Raw genomic sequence first — 18,178 nt, forward strand, 5'->3', positions numbered from 1 at the left:
TGTTCTTTTTTTGAGTCAGAATTGTGCTGGCGCCACGCTATTTCAGCGTGAGCAGCGGTGTCGGCTTACCAATGTGATATCCCTGCAACCACCCCACGTTCATTTGCTCCAGGCATGCCTGAATACTGGCGTTTTCCACAAATTCGGCGACGACTTGCATGTTTTTCATTTCGGCAACGCGGCAGAATGATTCAACGATGTAGTAGCTGATTTCACTTTCCGTGATCCGCCGAATAAACGAGCCATCAATTTTCAAAATGTCCGCCTCGATATTCATCAAACGCGCATGGCTGGCGAACCCGGTACCAAAATCATCAATCGCCACTCGGCAGCCTAATTGGCGAATTAAACGCAGCGTTTCTACGGTTTGTTGTTTATCGGACAGCGTATCCGCTTCGGTAATCTCAAAAATAATTCGCTGCGGCGCGACGGCGTATTCCTGTAAGAGCTGGGTGATCTTCGAGACAATATTTGAACGACACACCGTCACCGGTGCCAGGTTAATAGAAAAGCAACGCTGTGGATGGTGACACATGGCTTTGAGCGTATTTTCGATGACCCATAAATCGATTTCCGGTGCCAGCCCCGCATCATGCGCCACCGGCAGGAAACTGTTTGGCGAAATAAACTCACCCTTATCGTTTAACATGCGGATCAATATTTCATGATAGTGTTCTTCGCCCTGGGTGCTGACAATAGGCTGGGCCATCAGCACAAACGCATTGTTATCCAACGCATTTTGCAACGCCGTGCGAATATCGGTTTTATCCACAATATGGTTGCCAAGCATGCGGCTATGTTGCGTTTCCAAGTTTTCGGGTCTGCCGTTGGTCAGAGACAACCCCGCGACCATGCCCAGTTTCCCCACCAACTGATAGATGTCATCGCTCACATCGTGAATCAGGCAATAGCCCAAACCACTGCGAAACCCCAGCCGCTGATTATTATGAAAAAGGCGAAAACCGTTAGCAGCCTGGTATAAATCACACAACCGCTCCCAGGTACAATTTTCCAGCCTGATCAGCAGATCATAACCGGCGTGATAATAGACCTTCTCACTTTCGACCAAGTGCTTTTGCAAATGCTCAGCCAAAATTTTCTGATAACGGGTACGAAAATGAAAACCGTAGCGACGGGAAAAAAGCTCCAGTTCGGGGAGTTGAATCAGGCACACCGTCGCATGCTCGGTCGTAAACAGCTCCGTCTTCAGCGCACGCAAGTTTGCCATGCCCGTCATCGGGTCGGTCAGACCTAATATCAGCGCCTGGCTAAATCGTTGACGGGTAAATTTTGCCAGCGCGCCCATAATCACAATGGTGAGTGAAAAGATAAAAATAAGCGTTGAAACCATAGCCTGGTGCAGCATGAAACTCTCATCGCTGGCGATATAATTATCGTTATGCTTGCCCAGAATAATTAATACCACCGTCCACACCAGCATCGTAAATGAGTGGCCAATCTTAATAGCTCCCCACAGCATCAACGGGAAAAGCAGGATCAGGCTGTAGAATGAGAAGAAAATATTCGAGTTATAGGGCGACGTTAAACATAGCATCAGACCAATAAGCACGGTACACCACGCCATGACGCCGTATACCGTGACATTGCCTTTGCATTGTTCGCCGATCGACTTAATAAAGGTAAACAACCAGGACGGTCGGCGCAGGATGCGAAATGCTTTGTAGAAAAAGGGGATCCCCGTCAGGCAACCGTTAGCAAGTCCCTGGACACGCACCAGCATTTCCAGACTCATAATATGCAGGTTCGCCACATCCGATCGCTGACTGTGGGGAACCACAAAGGCGAAAATTTTGCTGAAAAGCAGATACAGCAAAATGTTGTAGCCGCAGAGCCAAATCATACGATTCAGGCTGATGGTGATCCGGCTAAAGCTGGCGCTACTGCGTCTGCCCGTCACTTTACGATAAATGGCATAGCTCAGCGTCGATGCCGCCGTCAGACACAACGCATCCACGTGTTCGCCTGCAGGACCAACCCAAAACATCACCGCCAGAAACAGCATTATCCCCGGCAGAACCCGATAACCAAAGAGAACCAATGCGGCGGAAAATACGGCTAATTTGAGATCGTAAACGGTTAATAGAGTATTATTAAGAATGCAGTAACCGTTAAGATAGTGTGCCAGTGGATAAAAAAGGCCAGGAATAGCAAGCGGCAGACACCATTCACGAGTGATTTTTGCAGTGTTTGTATTTATTATTGCGTCCAAATCAATTTATCCGCTATACACTATACCAATAGGACTTTAATCCAGATTCTAATGTCGCAAACAAATCCATTTGGGCCAGTCATTAACCATTGTAAAATTGATGACATTAACCGCACACTGAGAAAATAAAAAAGGTTCTACATTGAAGCGTGCATCTTATTCATATCGCATCAGAAAATAAACCATCATTTATAGATAAAAATGGACATATCATGATATTTTTATTTTTATCTCACCAGTTAATAAGCCACCTAATCAATTGATTAATAGTGTAAAAATACAGCGCCGTCAGCGTATCCATCGCACATCTTTAACGTGTGTACAAAAAACATTCCTTACAGGTATTAATGTCAACATTAATATGACACATCACCACTGAATGAAATTGTGTTTTAATGTACATTTTTACCTGTTGACGAAATGTACAGCGATCCTTATATTTATACACCGTTATTTTATCGTTAGCCATTCAGCTCCAGTGTTAATTAAATGTTGTACCTGAGAGTTTCACACCTTTCATCTACTTACTTGTAACAAAAATACCCATACTGTTATTTCATTAAGTCATAAAAAAATTTAATTCAGCATATATGTGTATTTTCAGGAATTAAAAAGAATCCGTGGCCACGTCTCTGTTTTCCCTAAAGGCAATAAAAGGATGGCAACATTCGATCACCGGCAAAATAACACAGTTTTTGCTGGCGGGGATCATTATTGCGTTTGGTGCTGGTGCCTTTACCAGTTGGAGCCTGATCGACAACTTTTCTTATCAGCAGTGGGTACAGAGAGCAGAAGCCAACGCCCAGATCATGACCTACATCATCCGCAGCGTGTATACCACCGTTTCGGTTGAAACCCGCGACACGGGGCAAATATCCCGTATTGTCTCGGACAGACAGCTTGGCGATACCGACTCCATTATTCAGACCGGCTATAACCCGGTAGACGTTCTGGCACTGGCCTCAGCGCAAACGCACAATCCCACCTGGATGTTCCTGTATACGCCCGATAAAGGTTTCGTGGGCATCAACAATAAGTCGGAAGAGGGCGACGGGGTAATCTCCTTCGCCGGGCGTTTGCCACGCGATGTGCTGGTCAACGACTATATCGGATTTGCCCAGATCAACGGCGAAGCGTGCTTCATCAGCGCCGTCCCTGTTCTGACGCCCTCAGGTGAAATCCTCGGCAGCCTGATAAGCAGCATTGGTAAGAAGAGTGATCTGTACGCTGCCTATGATGCGATGTTGAAAAAAAGCAGTATCATTTTCGTCCTCATTTTACTGGCAACGCTGACGCTGGTGACGCTGTTCATGCGCCGTCTGTTCCGCCCGGTTCCGTTGCTGATTAACTCCATTACCCGCATTGCCCGCGAAGAAACCGACTCTGTCACCCCCTATCTTGACCAGGATGATGAGATTGGACATCTCGCCAGCGCCATTGAAAAATTGCGCGTCGCGATGAAAGAACGCGGCTATCTACAGCGTATGCATGAGATGTCACAAAAAATGGAGCATATGGCCCATCATGATTCGCTGACAGGCTTACCCAATCGCGTCTCTTTCGGACTGGCGCTGGATAAACGCGTCAGTGAAGTCCAGCAGGCAGAGAAACCGTTCAACCTGCTGTTGATTGACCTCGACAACTTCAAGCCGGTAAACGACACCTTCGGCCATAAAGCCGGCGATGAAGTGTTAATCAACGTGGCGCAGCGCCTGCAATTATTGCTGGGGCCAAACGATATGGCGGCACGTCTGGGCGGGGATGAGTTTGCGATTCTGCAACAGGTCAGCGACAACGCCGTTAAAGAGGCGAACCGGCTGGCGAAACGTATTCTCCGCGCGCTGAGCACACCGTTTAGCTGGAGCACCCACACGTTCTCTATCAGTTGCAGCATTGGCATTACCAGCGCACCTTATCAGGGCAATAATACCTCAACATTGATGATCAATGCCGATCTGGCCATGTATGCCTCCAAGCACCATGGCCGCGGTTGCTTCCATTTCTTCGAAGACGGCATGGTGATGAAACAGAGCCACAGCCTGTTCATTAATCAGGAAATTATTGATGGTATTGATAACGAGCAGTTCGAACTTTACTACCAGCCCATCGTTAATCTGCAGGATGAAACGGTTCACGGCTACGAATCTCTGATCCGCTGGAATCACCCGACGAAAGGGCTGATTTACCCGGATTACTTTATCAATATTGCTGAAAGCTCGGGCCTGATTGTGCGTTTAGGTGAATGGGTCATTCGCCAGTCTTGCGCCGTCGCCGCAAAATGGCCGGAACACATCCGCATTGCCGTCAATGTGTCAGCCAACCAGCTACACAGCCCAGGGCTGGTCGACGTCATCAAAGAAGCGTTACGCACCAGCCAACTGTCAGCCAATCGACTCGAAATTGAAATCACCGAATCCGAGAAACTGGATCAGTCTATTGCCCTCCCGGTACTGAAAGAGATCCGCGCGATGGGGATCGACATCGCAATGGACGATCTGGGAACAGGCTACGCCGCGCTGGACTATTTGCTGGTCTACCCCTTCACGCGCATCAAGATTGCCCGCACGCTTATCGATAAATTAGAGCAGGATAATGCCAGCCAGTACTTGATTGTGATGCTTATCCAGTTCGCGCAAAAGTACAATATCTCCGTCACCGCGGAAGGGGTGGAAACACCGCTCCAGCGCAACATTTTGCGCAAAATTAAGTGCCAACATGTGCAGGGATATTTCTTCAGCTATCCGCTGCGCGAGCGTGACGTGTTGTCTGCTTTTGCCGATGAAGCCCTTGCAGAAGAGGTTATGCATGACTAATCGCCTGCGTTTGACAACGCGTATTGTGCTTGCCGCTGCGCTGTTAATCCCCTTCTCTGCACGCTGCGCGACGGATGTTTCGCCCGAGCAGCGCACGCTGGAGAAGATTGCCAGTATGAAAACTATCACCCTCGGTTACCAGGATGATGCCTTTCCTTTCTCGTACCAGGAAGGCACGTCACCTGCTGGCTATTCCATTGATATCTGTAAAAATATCGTCGCTGCGCTGAAAACCAAACTGCAGCTTAAAACATTGAAAACGCAATGGGTGCGCGCAAACTCGGCATCTCAGTTTGTGCTCATTAAAAAACACATGGCCGATATCATGTGCATTCCGGCTTTTTATTCGAAGGGTCGCCACAGCATTAGCGAATTCTCATTACCATTTTACTTTTCCAGCACTCGCTATGTGATGCGTAGGAATGATTATAATGGCAATCTACAAGCACTTTCCGGGCACAGCGTGCTGGTAAAAAGCGGCACAGTTTACGTTGAGCAACTACAGAAAATTAATACCGCCAACGCGCTTAACATTAATATTGAGCTGGATACTAACAACAACGTCGCCTTCAATGGCGTTCAGAGCGGCGCCTATCCGGCGCTGATTTCCAGCACTGTATTATTAAAAGGGATGATTGCGCAGGCCGCCAACCCGGATGAATATATGCTATCCCGTATTGCGCTCAGTGCGCCACTTCCGGCGGGGCTGCTGCTCCCTTTACACGATAAAGAATTTAAAGCTTTTGTGGATGACACGTTATCTTCTCTGATGACCAGCGGTGAGTTTACGACCTTGTACAATAAATGGTTTCAGTCTCCAATACCGCCGAAAGCCATCAATTTAAATATTCCCATGTCAGATAATCTGAAAGCATTAACGTCAGCAAAAAAGAAGATCGGTTTTGATTATGAAAAATATAATTAAGCATGAGATGGCCCGGATAAAACGTGTGGCGCAGGGGCTGATTTTACTGGCTGGCCTCACCGTGTCCCCTGTGTTGATGGCGCAGCAGAATGCCGCCACGCTGGAACACATACAAATCAGCAGCGTACTGAACGTGGGTTATCGCCAGCTGCCGCCGTTTTCCTTTACCGACCAAAACGGCAAGGTAACGGGGTATACCATTGCGGTGTGTAACCTGATTGCGGACAAACTGCGGCAGTATCTCAAGCTCAATAACTTAACCATTCATTATATTCCGGTGAATTTTGCGGAACGCTTTTCTGCATTAAAAACACGTAAAATAGACATGGACTGTGGCGTAAATACTAACGCGCCAGAGCGGACCTCCAGCGTTTCATTTTCCGTTAACTACTACATCGCGAAAATGCGCATCATCTCTTTACGTAAAAATAATATCCATTCCCTGGCTGACTTAAAAGGACGAACGGTTAGCCTGACAGGTAGTTCAAAAGATTTGCTGGAATTCAACAAGGCGAACCGGGAACAGCATCTTAATATTTCAACAATAACCACTACCACGATAAACGGGGCGTTTAATAAAATGGCGCAGAATGAATCTGCAGCGCTGTTTATCGATGATATCCTGGCCTGGCCGCTGATTAATCAGAGTGAACTGCCTGACACATTCAGCGTGTCAGCCGAAACCATCGGCGCGGATATGCACTATGCCATTATGATGCGCAAAAACGATCCGCAGTTTGTGGCGTTCATCGACAGTTCACTGAAAACCATTTTCGCTTCCCCTATTAATGTACAGCTGCGCAAAAAATGGCTGGCGCCTTATGCCTGTAAACATACGGGAAATCAACCTCCTACACCGTGTCAGCATCACCCTTGAAAAAAATAAGCGTCTGTTCACTCACTCGCTTACTTCGCCTCTGGCAGATCCCTGGGGCGCTGTTGTTGCTATTGATGGTCAATTCGCTGCGCGCGGCGTGGGATTTTGCCACCATCATGCAGAAGTCCGATGTCCTCTATGGCCCCGCCAGCGCTGCGGCACAACAGCGCATCAACGCCTGGCAAAAGCTCTTAATTCAACTGCGCCATGCCGATGAGCAAACACAGCTGCGCGCGGTAAATCTGTTTTTTAATACCCAGCTCCGTTACGCCGAGGATAGCGACGTCTGGCACAACGTCGATTACTGGGCGACGCCGGTGGAATCCCTGCGCCAGGGTAAAGCGGACTGCGAAGACTACGCCATCGCGAAATATTTCACGCTGCGGCAGTTGGGCGTTTCCGAAGAGAAGCTGCGTATCACTTACGTTAAAGCCCTACGTTTAAACCGCGCACATATGGTACTGACCTGGTATGCCACGCCTGACGCCATCCCTCTGGTTCTCGATAGTCTGACAAACACCCTTTCACCGGCCAGCCAGCGTCAGGATTTATTACCGGTGTACTCATTTAACGATAGCGGCCTGTGGCTGCCGGGCAACCAGAACACAAAACGTATTGGAGACAGCAAGAGACTTTCTCGCTGGCAGCAAGTATTCACCAAAATGCGGGAAGAAGGCTTCCCGATAGATAAATAGGGAACGTCAGTGTCACTTTTTAAACAGTTACTTTTTTCTATTTCTCTTTTCATGATGATTGTCTTCAGCGGCAGTTTTATTGTGACGCTGGAAAGCTCCCGCCATCAATACAACAACCAGCTGCTGGCGCATGCCCAGGATGCGGCAACGGCTCTGGGGGTTTCACTCACACCGAACGTCAACGATCCGGCGATGATCGAGCTGATGGTGAGCTCTATTTTTGATAGTGGTTACTATCAAAAAATCCGCATCGTCGATCTGACCAACGGTACAACGATGCTGGAACGTCACGCGGCGGCGTCAATCCCGGATGTACCCGGCTGGTTTGTTGATCTGGTGGATGTGGTCCCGCAAACGGGCAATGCCACCATTATGCGCGGTTGGCAGCAGGCCGCCCGCGTGGAGGTCACCAGTGACCCCATCTTTGCGGTGCAACGTTTGTGGAGCAGCACTGTAGGCAATTTGGTGTGGATGCTGTCCTGTAGTCTGGCCTGCCTGCTGGCGGGGGTTATGCTGTTGCGTAAACTGCTGCGCCCGCTTAACTATCTGGCGAAACAATCAGAAGCGATTACCCGTCGCGAATTCCTGACGCTGCCTGAACTGCCAAAAACGCCGGAACTGCGCCGGGTCGTCGCAGCCATGAACCTGATGGCGACCAAGCTGAAATCACTCTTTGAAGAGCAGGCTATCTACAGCGAGCGCCTGCACAATGAGGCCTATCTCGACAGCCAGACCGGTATTGCCAACCGCCGCGCATTTGATATGCAGTTGCAGGCGCGACTGAGCGATGCGGATACCGCACCGGGCTATTTGATGTTGGTTCGCGTTCAGGATTTGGGGGGGCTGAACCAGCGTTTTGGCGGTCCACATACCGATAAGCTGTTGCTGAATATCGCCAACCTGTTGAATGCACACAAAGCCAAATACGCGCCGCTCGACAGCACGCTCGCCCGCATTCGGGGCGGCGAGTTCGCCCTGCTCTGCCCCGGCGTCACGCACGGTGAGATGCTGGAACTGCGTACTTCGCTGACGCAAAAACTGACGGCATTTTATGCCACCGGAATGTCAGATCAACAGCCGGTCGCCTACTGCAGCATGGTGCCCTTCAGCGCCGGAGACAGTCCGCAGTCGTTGTTGATTCAGGCCGATCGTCTGCTGGTCGAAGCGGAAACGCATACCGACCACCAGGTCGTGCCGACGACAGAGGTCGCCACAGCGAGCGAAGATCAGCATTTATGGTTTGTGCGTCTGGAGCACGCGCTGGAGAATCAGCAATTTCAGCTGGTGTATCAGCCCGTGGTCGATTGTCATCAGCCGGATAAAATCCTGCATTACAAAGTGCTGTCGCGCATTGTTGATGAGCAGGGCAATACCATTAACGCCGGTCGTTTCCTGCCGTGGATCCACCGCTTTGGCTGGAGCCATCGTCTGGACAAGGTCATGTTAAAACTGACCTTAAATCAGCTGATAATCGCCCCCGGTAAGTTAGCGCTGAGTATTTCAGGCAGTTCAGTAACCAGTGCTCGCGCCATTTCCGACCTGTTAAATCCGCTGAAATACGCACCAAAGCTGGCCGGTCGGTTAATTCTCGAGCTGGATGAAAACCAGCTACCTGGGCCGAACCAAATGGCGATGTTTGTTAAAGCCGTAAGTCAATATCGCTGCTCGCTGGGCCTGCAACACTTCGGCAGTCGCTTCGATATGATTGGTCATCTGTCACAGTGGGGCCTGGCGTATCTGAAAATCGACAGCAGCTATATCCGCCATATCGACAAAGAAAAAGATAAGCGCTTGTTTATTGAAGTGCTCTGTAACGCCACCCGCAGTATTGATTTACCGCTGATTGCCGAGCGCGTTGAAACCGCAGGTGAGCTTAAGGTGTTGCAGGAATTGGGCGTGGATGGCGCAATGGGACAGCTGTTAGGCGAGCCCGCACCGCTGTGATGAAAACAGGCCGTCTGGGCACCGTTGTTTTGCTTGCTTTTGCCGGATAGCGCTTCGCTTATCTGGCCTATAAAATCAAATAGTTATGATTTTTGTAGGCCCGGTAAGCCTGCGCCACCGGGCATTTTCTACGTTGTCTGCAGGCTGTCTGTTGCCGTTAAAAAATTCGGTCATCGTTACCGAGCAGTTGTTCTAACCCTCCGAGTTCCTGACGCGCGTTCGCGCGATTCATTAATTTAACCTGCGCCATCGGCGGTAGATCGGTAATCGCTATAACGCCTTTACGGATCAACAGGTAAATCAAGTCATCCAATACGCGCACCATCTCCAGGTCGCTCTTTTGCAGCATGGCCAGGAACTGTTGGTTGTCTATTTCAGTGCCGTGTTCATCAGGTGGAACAGCATTCATCTTGTTGCCTTAGATTAATATGTCGTGACGCGACTGCCCCGTGTACACAGGGCAGTCAGCTTCCGTTAGTGAGAGTGATTTTGTTCCGGTTTGGCGATCAGGTGATCCAGCGAGTACGTTGACGCATGCACATCGCTACTCAACGGTGTGGAGACTGCCGTGTCAATGCCATGCGCAACCTTCGCCGGGCTGGCAATCAGATGATGATCGCCGCCGCTTTGAATGTACTTCGCAATATCAACGCCTTCATGCAGCTCACGGGCCAAATCGCTCAGGTCGACTTTATCGAGCACGGCCTTCGCTTTATCGTCAGGACCCAGTACGGCTGCCGCCTGTCCGTGCGCGGATGCCGCTGGCGCGTATGACAAAGACAATGCGCTGTCATCAAACAGATTGTGCAGCGCATGCTGTGCTGCGGCGTGCTGTCCCTTGTCTGCCGCATGCGCTTTCACTGGCGCATGATCTTCCATGGTGACATCAGCCATTTGCGCATGTGTCGTGGTATTGCCGTGGTTATCGTTCGCCTCAACCATCACGCTGACGCGATTATGGCCGGTACGCAAGGTCGACGTATCCACCGCAAAGTCATAACGCAGTTCGTTATTATTCAGATGAATAACCGTATCGTACTGATGACCATTGACCCGCGCTGTAATGTGTTCACCATCATGCACGTCACCGGTCACGCTACCGGTAAGGTGGGTGATCGCGTTCTGCGACTCTGCCTGCGAAATGTGGTTATCGCCGGTGATTTTATCCACCACGATAGTGGCATCAGCGTGAGTATCCAGCACCACGGTTTTATGATCGGTCACATCCAGCGTGTTACCTGCCGCATCCTTAACCGTGGTTTTCACCTGAACGTCGTTATCGCCTTCATTCAGCGCGCTGGTCGGTACCGCAACTGCGTAAACCAATTTATTGCTGTGCGGATCCTGTGTCACCTTCACCGTTGTGGAGAAACTGTTCACCGTCAGGGTGACGCTATCCCCCATTTTCGCATCACCGGTAACGACGCCAGAAATAACGGTGTCGTGTTGAGATTCCGTTTGGTTTACCGCGTTATCCCCTGCAATACCGTTATTGATGACAATCGTACCTTCGGCATGATCATCAACCACGTAAGAATGGGATATATGGATGCTGTACGGGTTGCCGGGCGCATCCTGGCCGGTGACTTTGGCATCAATACTGGTGTTGGCTTTTAATACATCGGTATCCACATCAATCTGATAGCCCAGCTTGCCGCTTGGCAGCACGTCCACCGAACCATTAAATGTACGGTTACCAATCGTTAAAACCACCGGATCGCCTTTCTGCGCATCCCCTCCCACAGTACCGGTAATCGTCGTTTTCAGCGCCTGCAGCTCCTGCTGGTTCAGGACGTTGTCAGCAATGACGTTATCGATATCCACCGTCCCCTTCGCCTCCCGATCAATGGTGAGGGTTTTCGCAGTATCGATTTCCTGACGGTTGCCCGCATCATCATGGGCGGTCACATGTGCCGTAATATTCTGGTCATGGACCAAATCCACGGTGCTGGCATCGACGCTAAACACTTTTTTACCGCCGCTGCTGGTAACTTTCGCCACCAGGTCTTTGCCGCCGACCCTGATGGTGACCAGATCGCCAACGTCAACATCACCGGTGACATAGCCGCTGATTTTGGTGTGCTGAAGTTTCGTTTGCGCGTTATTCAACACATCATCATCCGACACCTTATCCAGATGAATTTCTGCCACCACATTGGTGTCAATGGTCACCGGTTTCTGACTGTTCGCAGTCTGGGTATTTTTCGCCGCATCTTCACCCGTCACGCTAACGTAAATAGTGGGATCGGTTTGCAGACCAGCGGTGCTCACTAACGCGGAGTAGCCCAGTTGTCCGTTCATATGCGGCAGTTCGACCACATCGGCATCCACCGTGATGTTATTGACGGTGATATGCACTTTATCGCCTTTATGCACATCGCCACCCACGGTGCCGCTGACTTCAATCTGGCCTGCCTTCACTTCATCCGCATTAATGACATCGTCACCGCCGACGGTGTTAATGGTCACCGTCGCTGCCGCCGTGGTATCACGCGTAAAGTTCTTCGTGTAGCTGGCGTCCTGATCGTTACCGTGAACGTCATGACCAGTGACTTTCGCCACAATTGAGTGGTCGGCGTTCAGGTGTTGGGTGTCGATATCCACCGAATAATGCAGCTGGTTATCAACCGTCGCGGTGTAGGTATGATTGTCCACTTCCAGTGTTACGATATCGCCGGACTTCACATCGCCAGTCACGGAGCCCGTCACCGTCGTCGTCGGATGCACAGTGACGTCAGACTCCTGCGCGTTGAGCACGTTATCAGCGGTGATGTTATCAATCGTCACTCCCGCAACGGCGTTCAGATCGACGATGACATGTCGGTCCGTCGACCCGGTGACCGTGTTCCCGGCCGCATCGGTGCCGGTTACGGTCGCAACAATAGTCGGGTTGATGCGCAGGTCATTAATGCTGACCTCTTTTGACCACTCCAGCGTGCCGTTATTGTTATGCACCACGGTGGTTAAGGTATTGCCATTGACCTGTAAGGACACCACGCTGCCATCGTGTAACCCTTCGCCTTTAACCGTACCCGTTATCATCGTTTTGCCTGTAAGCGCTTCTTTGCCATTGATGACATCATCGCTGGCCACAGGGTTCATGTTGATAGTGATAGGGTTATCGGTGTCGATGCTAATAACCTTGTGCTGCGTATCCGATCCCGTCAGATTGCCCTCGGTCACGGTAACAGAGACATCAAACATCGGGTGTGCCTGAAGCACATTTGAGGGAACATCAACCTGGTAGCCAAATTCGCCTGACAGCCCCGGAATCGCAAATACCTTGCCGTGGTAGTCCACGCCGTTCACCGTGACGGTGACAACGTCGTTGGCATGCACATCCCCCGTCACCCGCCCGCGCACCGGCGTGGTGGTTTTTTGTGCTTCATCGTGGTTCAGCACATCATCACCCGTCACCTTATCAACGGTCAGATGAACATGCGGCTGATGCGGCGCTGACGTTCCAGTGCCGGTTGGTGGCGTAGTGATCGCTGGCGGGTTATGCATGATATACGGCGTATTCCCACTGACAGCCTGATTGTGAGTCCATGGCAGATCAATCAGTTTGTGGTCCGTTGCCGTCGCGGTATTACCATGATCATCATGCGTGGTAATCGAAACGGTGATATTACCGTTATCACCGAGATCACCCGTGCTCACTGAGGCCTGAAAACCCAGAATGTGATTTGGTAATTCAATGACATGGGTTGTATATCGGATCCCATTCCCAACAATAAGAATCACCTCATCATTCAACTTAGCATCTGGGTCAACATGTCCGGTGACAATCACATAGTCAGGTTTTCTGCCCGGAGCAAGATCCTGCGGGGTCGTCATGTTAGGCAATAAACCGGTGGTCATTGAATCAATCGTAATCCTGGCATCGGCATGGGTATCAATCACTACCGGACGGTCATCATGCCCATATGCCACGTTACCTGCCGCGTCTGTGGCCGACACTTCCGCATGGATGTGCGGATCCAACAGCAAGTCCAGCGTGGAGACATCCGCGCTAAAGGTATGCTGTCCGTTGCTGTCCTGTACCTGGGCGTAATAGACCTGATTGTTGACGGTCAGCTCAACCCAATCGCCCACCAGCACATCACCGCCCACCGTCCCGGTGACGGTTGTCAGCGGGTTATGCGCCTCGTTATAGTTGATGACGGAATCGTGATCCGCCGTAACGATAGGGTTGATGTGCACCGTAGCAACAGCATGGTCGTCAATCGTCAGGACATCCTGCGCCTGCGCTGTGGCACTATTGCCATGCGGATCGGTGGCGGTAATGGTGGCGGTAATATGCGGATCGTTCTGCAACCACTGGGTGGCCACATCGACGCTATAGCCTAATGTTCCGCCCAAATTCGGCAGCGGAATCACTTGAGTGTCCACCAGATGTCCGCCGATATTGAGATGAACAATATCGCCCGCCTTCGCGTCACCGCCCACCGTCCCGCTCACTACGGTGGTTGTTTTCTGCAACTCAGCACCGTTCAGAACGTTATCACCGGTGACCGGGTCGATAGTGATTGCAGCGTAGGCTTTATCATCCAGCCCCACGTTATGGTGTGCCGTAATATGCGCATGGTTTTGCGCCGCATCGGTGACATCCATCGACACATCGATATGTGGGCTGGCGATAATATCGGACGTCGCCACCGAAATATGGAAGCCCATTTTATTACCGCCGAGGTCTTCCACCACCCCGGTATAAATCTGCCCGTTGATTGTCATCACCAGCGGATCGCCCGGATGCACTTCGCCGGTAACCGTGCCGCTGACCAGCGTATGGCCCTGCATTTGCTCATCGCGGTTAAGCGTGTTATCCGGCGTTACCGTATCAATCTTGATTGCTGCGTCGACACGCGTATCAATAATCACCGTCGTTTCGGCATCCGCTTTCGCCACGTTGCCCGCCGCATCGGTGGTGCTGACGGTGGCGGTTAAGTGCGGGTCGGCCAGCAAATCAGCGGTGCTGACCTTGATGCTATACCCGAGAACTCCACCGCCCAGATCGACAACTTTCCCTGTCAGGACGTGGCCTTTCACCGTCAGATACACCACATCATTGACGTGCACATCACCAGCGACTTTTCCGGTTACCCAGGTAAACGGCTGGTGAGATTCATCACCGTTCACCCGGTTATCGCCGGTAACGGGATCGATGCTCAGCATTGCTTTCGCGTGCAGATCCACCGTCAGATCGTGAGGCGTCTGCATATGCTGAATATTGTGTGGAGTATCCACGCCATTGACCTGGGCAATAATATGAGGGTCTTTAAGCAGATCGCGGGTCAGAACATCCAGTTTATAACCCAGTGCGCCATTATGTTCAGGTAAGTGCTGTACGGTTGTATTGTAGGTATGCCCGTTGACGATGATCTGCACCTTATCGCCGAATTTCACATCGCCAGATACGGTACCCATCACCTCGGTGGTATGTCGAGCAGCCTCTGCACCATTGAGCACATCGTCACCCGCTACGGTATCAACAGTGATCCCTGCCCTTGCATAGTTGTCGATATGAACAGTGTGGGAAGTGCCGATGGTGACTTCATTACCCACCGCATCGTGGGAAGTCACCGTTGCCGTAAAGGTGACATTTATATCCTGATTACCCTGGTTATTGCTGAATGCAGCCGAATCAACTGGAATTTGATAGCCCAGCGAACCCCCACCCAGGTCGATAACCTTGCCGGTAAACGTGTAACCATTAATCTCAATGTTCACCGCATCACCGACCTGTGCATCGCCGCCCACCGTACCGCTCACCAACTGTTTAGGCTTATCCAGTTCAAAGTGGTTCAGCACATTATCGTCGGTCACCTTATCGATGGTGATTTTCGCATCCGCATGCAGGTCGATATGCACCGTATGATCGTGGGACACGGTTAACTGATTACCGTGTTCATCGACGGTGGAGATTGAAACATGCACGTTCTGATCGACACCATCAGGCAGGTTTTTGGTGCTCACCGGAATGCTGTAGCCTAACGAGCCGTCCGCCAGCACCACCACGCTACCGTGCCAGGTCTGGTTGTTGAACGTTAAGGTCACAACATCGCCAGGTTTCGCATCGCCACCGACCGGTCCTGTTATCGTCGTCGTGTTCAGCAGAGATTCGGCATGACTGATAATGTCATCACCTGCCACGGTATCAATACCGATACTGGCGCTGGCATTGAGATCGAGCCCAACGGTACGTTCTGTCGTGGCGGTGCTTTCGTTACCGTGATTATCGGTGGTGTTGATACGGGCATGAATCACCGGATCGTTAACCAGCGACTGGGTATCCACCAGGATGTGATACCCCAGATTCCCGCCAGGCAATGCTTCGACAAAACCAGAGTACCGATGACCATCAATCATCAGCTCAACGGTGTCATGCAGTTTTGCATCTCCGCTCACCGTGCCGCTGATCTTCGTCTGACCGTTATTGTCCGTCGACTCCTTGATGTTGATGACGTTATCAGCGGTCACGCCATCAATGGTGATATGCGACTGTGTGTACATATCCGAGTCGATAGCTTTTGACTCGCTATGGGTGACGCTGTTACCTGCCGCATCGGTTGAGGTCACGGTAACGTTAATCTCCGGATGCGTTATCAGCATATGGGTGTTTACCGGGAAGCTATAACCTAACCCACCACCCGCCAGCGCAATCACCGTCGTTGTAAGGGTATATCCGCCTTTCAGCTCCAGCGTCACCACATCGCCTGCTTTCGCGTCAATACCGGTCACTGTTCCGGTGATATGCGTAACGCCGCCGTTTTCTGAAAACTCTTTAATATTGATAATGTCATCGACGGCCACTTTATCAATATGCACCTGGTTTTCGGCGTAGTTGTCGAGATGTACGGTGTGGGTGCTGACCGCCACCGCCTCGTTACCTGCCGCATCCTGTGAGACTACGCTGGCGTGCACATCAACATCTTTCAGCACCTTGCCGCTGTTGTCCGCAAAGGCGGCGGAGTCCACCGCAATGCGGTAGCCCAGGCTGCCGTTGCCCAGATCGATCACCCGCCCGTGGTAGTCGTGCCCGTTGATGACCAGATCCACCCGGTCGCCCGCCCGGGCATCTTCCCCGCTGACGGTACCGGTCACCACCTGATGACGCATATACAGTTCGCTGCGGTTCAGGATGTTATCCGCCGTCACATCATCGATGGTCAGGGCGTTGTGCGCCTCGGTGTCCAGCACCACGGTACGGTGATCCTGTGCGGTCACTTCATTCCCCGCCTTGTCGTGGCTGAGCACCGTCACCACCACCCCGTTACGGCCTTCCTTCAGCGTGCCCGTCGGGACCGCCACTTCGTAGCGCAGATGGCCGTTGTCATTCACCACCGTGCCGGTAAACGTCTGTCCCTGCACGCTGACGGTCACCACATCGCCCGCCCTGGCGTCCGGTCCGCCCACCTTGCCGCTGATCATTGTCGGCATGCGGTTTTCTGTGGCGTTGACCACGTCATCCGTGGCCACCGGGCGGATATCCACTCCGTTTTCAGCGTAGTTGTCGAGATGTACGGTGTGGGTGCTGACCGCCACCGCCTCGTTACCCGCCGCATCCTGTGAGACTACGCTGGCGTGCACATCAACATCTTTCAGCACCTTGCCGCTGTTGTCCGCAAAGGCGGCGGAGTCCACCGCAATGCGGTAGCCCAGGCTGCCGTTGCCCAGATCGATCACCCGCCCGTGGTAGTCGTGGCCGTTGATGAGCAGATCCACCCGGTCGCCCGCCCGGGCATCTTCCCCGCTGACGGTGCCAGTCACCACCTGATGACGCATATACAGTTCGCTGCGGTTCAGGATGTTATCCGCCGTCACATCATCAATGCTGATGGCGTTGTGTGCCTCGGTGTCCAGCACCACGGTGCGGTGATCCAGCGCGATGACCTCATTCCCCGCCTTGTCGTGGCTGACCACAGTCACCACCACCCCGTTACGGCCTTCCTTCAGCGTGCCCGTCGGGACCGCCACCTCGTAGCGCAGATGGCCGTTGTCATTCACCACTGTGCCGGTAAACGTCTTTCCCTGCACGCTGACGGTCACCACATCGCCCGCCCTGGCGTCCGGTCCGTCCACCTTGCCACTGATCATTGTTGGCATACGATTTTCTGTGCTGTTGACCACGTCATCCGTGGCCACCGGGCGGATATCCACTCCGTTTTCAGCGTAGTTGTCGATATGCACGGTGTGGGTGCTGACCGCCACCGCCACGTTACCCGCCGCATCCTGTGAGACTACGCTGGCGTGCACATCAACATCTTTCAGCACCTTGCCGCTGTTGTCCGCAAAGGCGGCGGAGTCCACCGCAATGCGGTAGCCCAGGCTGCCGTTGCCCAGGTCGATCACCCGCCCGTGATAATCGTGACCGTTGATGACCAGATCTACCCGGTCACCCGCCCGGGCATCTTCCCCGCTGACGGTACCGGTAATGGTCCGCGTTTTCGCCGATAGCTCATTAAAATTCAGCGTATTATCGACCGTCACATCATCAATACTGATGGCGTTGTGCGCCTCGGTGTCCAGTACCACCGTGGTGTTCTGCACCGCCACCGCGGTGTTGCCTGCCGTATCGACGCCGGTGACGGTGACCTGAACGTCGTTGCGCCCTTCGTGGAGGGCTGAGGTCGGCACCGCCACGTGATAGCGCAGCGCCCCGTGTTCGTCGGTGACCACCACGCCGTTGAAGGT

The 18,178-nt window shown here is 52.0% G+C and carries 8 protein-coding genes; 5 read left to right on the forward strand and 3 right to left on the reverse strand.

The features are described from left to right. Positions 1–37 precede the first annotated feature (37 nt). Entirely contained in the window at positions 38–2,230 is a 2,193-nt protein-coding gene (locus M2374_RS19410; protein ID WP_181624647.1) for an EAL domain-containing protein, read from the reverse strand. 620 nt (positions 2,231–2,850) lie between these two features. Between M2374_RS19410 and M2374_RS19415 the strand changes: the two genes are divergently transcribed. The 5 genes from M2374_RS19415 to lapD are packed head-to-tail and all read left to right on the forward strand — an operon-like array spanning position 2,851 to position 9,484. After that, complete coding sequence (locus tag M2374_RS19415) at positions 2,851–5,043, forward strand: bifunctional diguanylate cyclase/phosphodiesterase (RefSeq protein ID WP_137399659.1); 2,193 nt, start codon at positions 2,851–2,853, stop codon at positions 5,041–5,043. Then, positions 5,036–5,968 (forward strand): transporter substrate-binding domain-containing protein, encoded by a 933-nt coding sequence (locus M2374_RS19420; protein WP_181688820.1) that lies wholly within the window; start codon positions 5,036–5,038, stop codon positions 5,966–5,968. Before M2374_RS19415 ends, M2374_RS19420 begins: the two co-directional genes overlap by 8 nt. Continuing rightward, positions 5,952–6,845 carry a transporter substrate-binding domain-containing protein gene (locus tag M2374_RS19425; RefSeq protein WP_096755939.1) on the forward strand — a complete coding sequence of 298 codons (894 nt, stop codon included), beginning with the start codon at positions 5,952–5,954 and terminating at the stop codon, positions 6,843–6,845. Before M2374_RS19420 ends, M2374_RS19425 begins: the two co-directional genes overlap by 17 nt. Positions 6,846–6,850: 5 nt before the next feature. Further along, positions 6,851–7,540, forward strand: coding sequence for a cysteine protease LapG (lapG, locus tag M2374_RS19430; protein ID WP_170974770.1), 690 nt, complete (start codon positions 6,851–6,853; stop codon positions 7,538–7,540). A gap of 9 nt (positions 7,541–7,549) precedes the next feature. Next, a complete protein-coding gene (gene lapD / locus M2374_RS19435; protein WP_181631916.1) occupies positions 7,550–9,484 on the forward strand; it encodes a cyclic di-GMP receptor LapD in 1,935 nt (644 codons plus the stop codon). A 157-nt stretch (positions 9,485–9,641) separates the two neighbouring features. Here the strand turns inward: lapD and M2374_RS19440 are convergent, their stop codons facing one another. After that, on the reverse strand, positions 9,642–9,893 hold the full coding sequence (locus tag M2374_RS19440) for a hypothetical protein (RefSeq protein ID WP_370316670.1): 252 nt from the start codon (positions 9,891–9,893) through the stop codon (positions 9,642–9,644). A gap of 65 nt (positions 9,894–9,958) precedes the next feature. Continuing rightward, on the reverse strand, positions 9,959–18,163 hold the full coding sequence (locus M2374_RS19445) for an Ig-like domain-containing protein (protein WP_259155711.1): 8,205 nt from the start codon (positions 18,161–18,163) through the stop codon (positions 9,959–9,961). Positions 18,164–18,178 lie beyond the last annotated feature (15 nt).

The sequence above is a fragment of the Citrobacter sp. JUb117 genome (genome assembly GCF_024809055.1).
GTDB classification, from domain to species: domain Bacteria; phylum Pseudomonadota; class Gammaproteobacteria; order Enterobacterales; family Enterobacteriaceae; genus Citrobacter; species Citrobacter gillenii.

What these genes read in the sequence shown, in the direction of transcription:
- M2374_RS19420 (WP_181688820.1), top strand. Translation starts at nt 5,036, where the DNA reads ATGACTAATCGCCTGCGTTTGACAACGCGTATTGTGCTTGCCGCTGCG.
- M2374_RS19425 (WP_096755939.1), top strand. Translation starts at nt 5,952, where the DNA reads ATGAAAAATATAATTAAGCATGAGATGGCCCGGATAAAACGTGTGGCG.
- M2374_RS19440 (WP_370316670.1), bottom strand. Translation starts at nt 9,893, where the DNA reads ATGAATGCTGTTCCACCTGATGAACACGGCACTGAAATAGACAACCAA.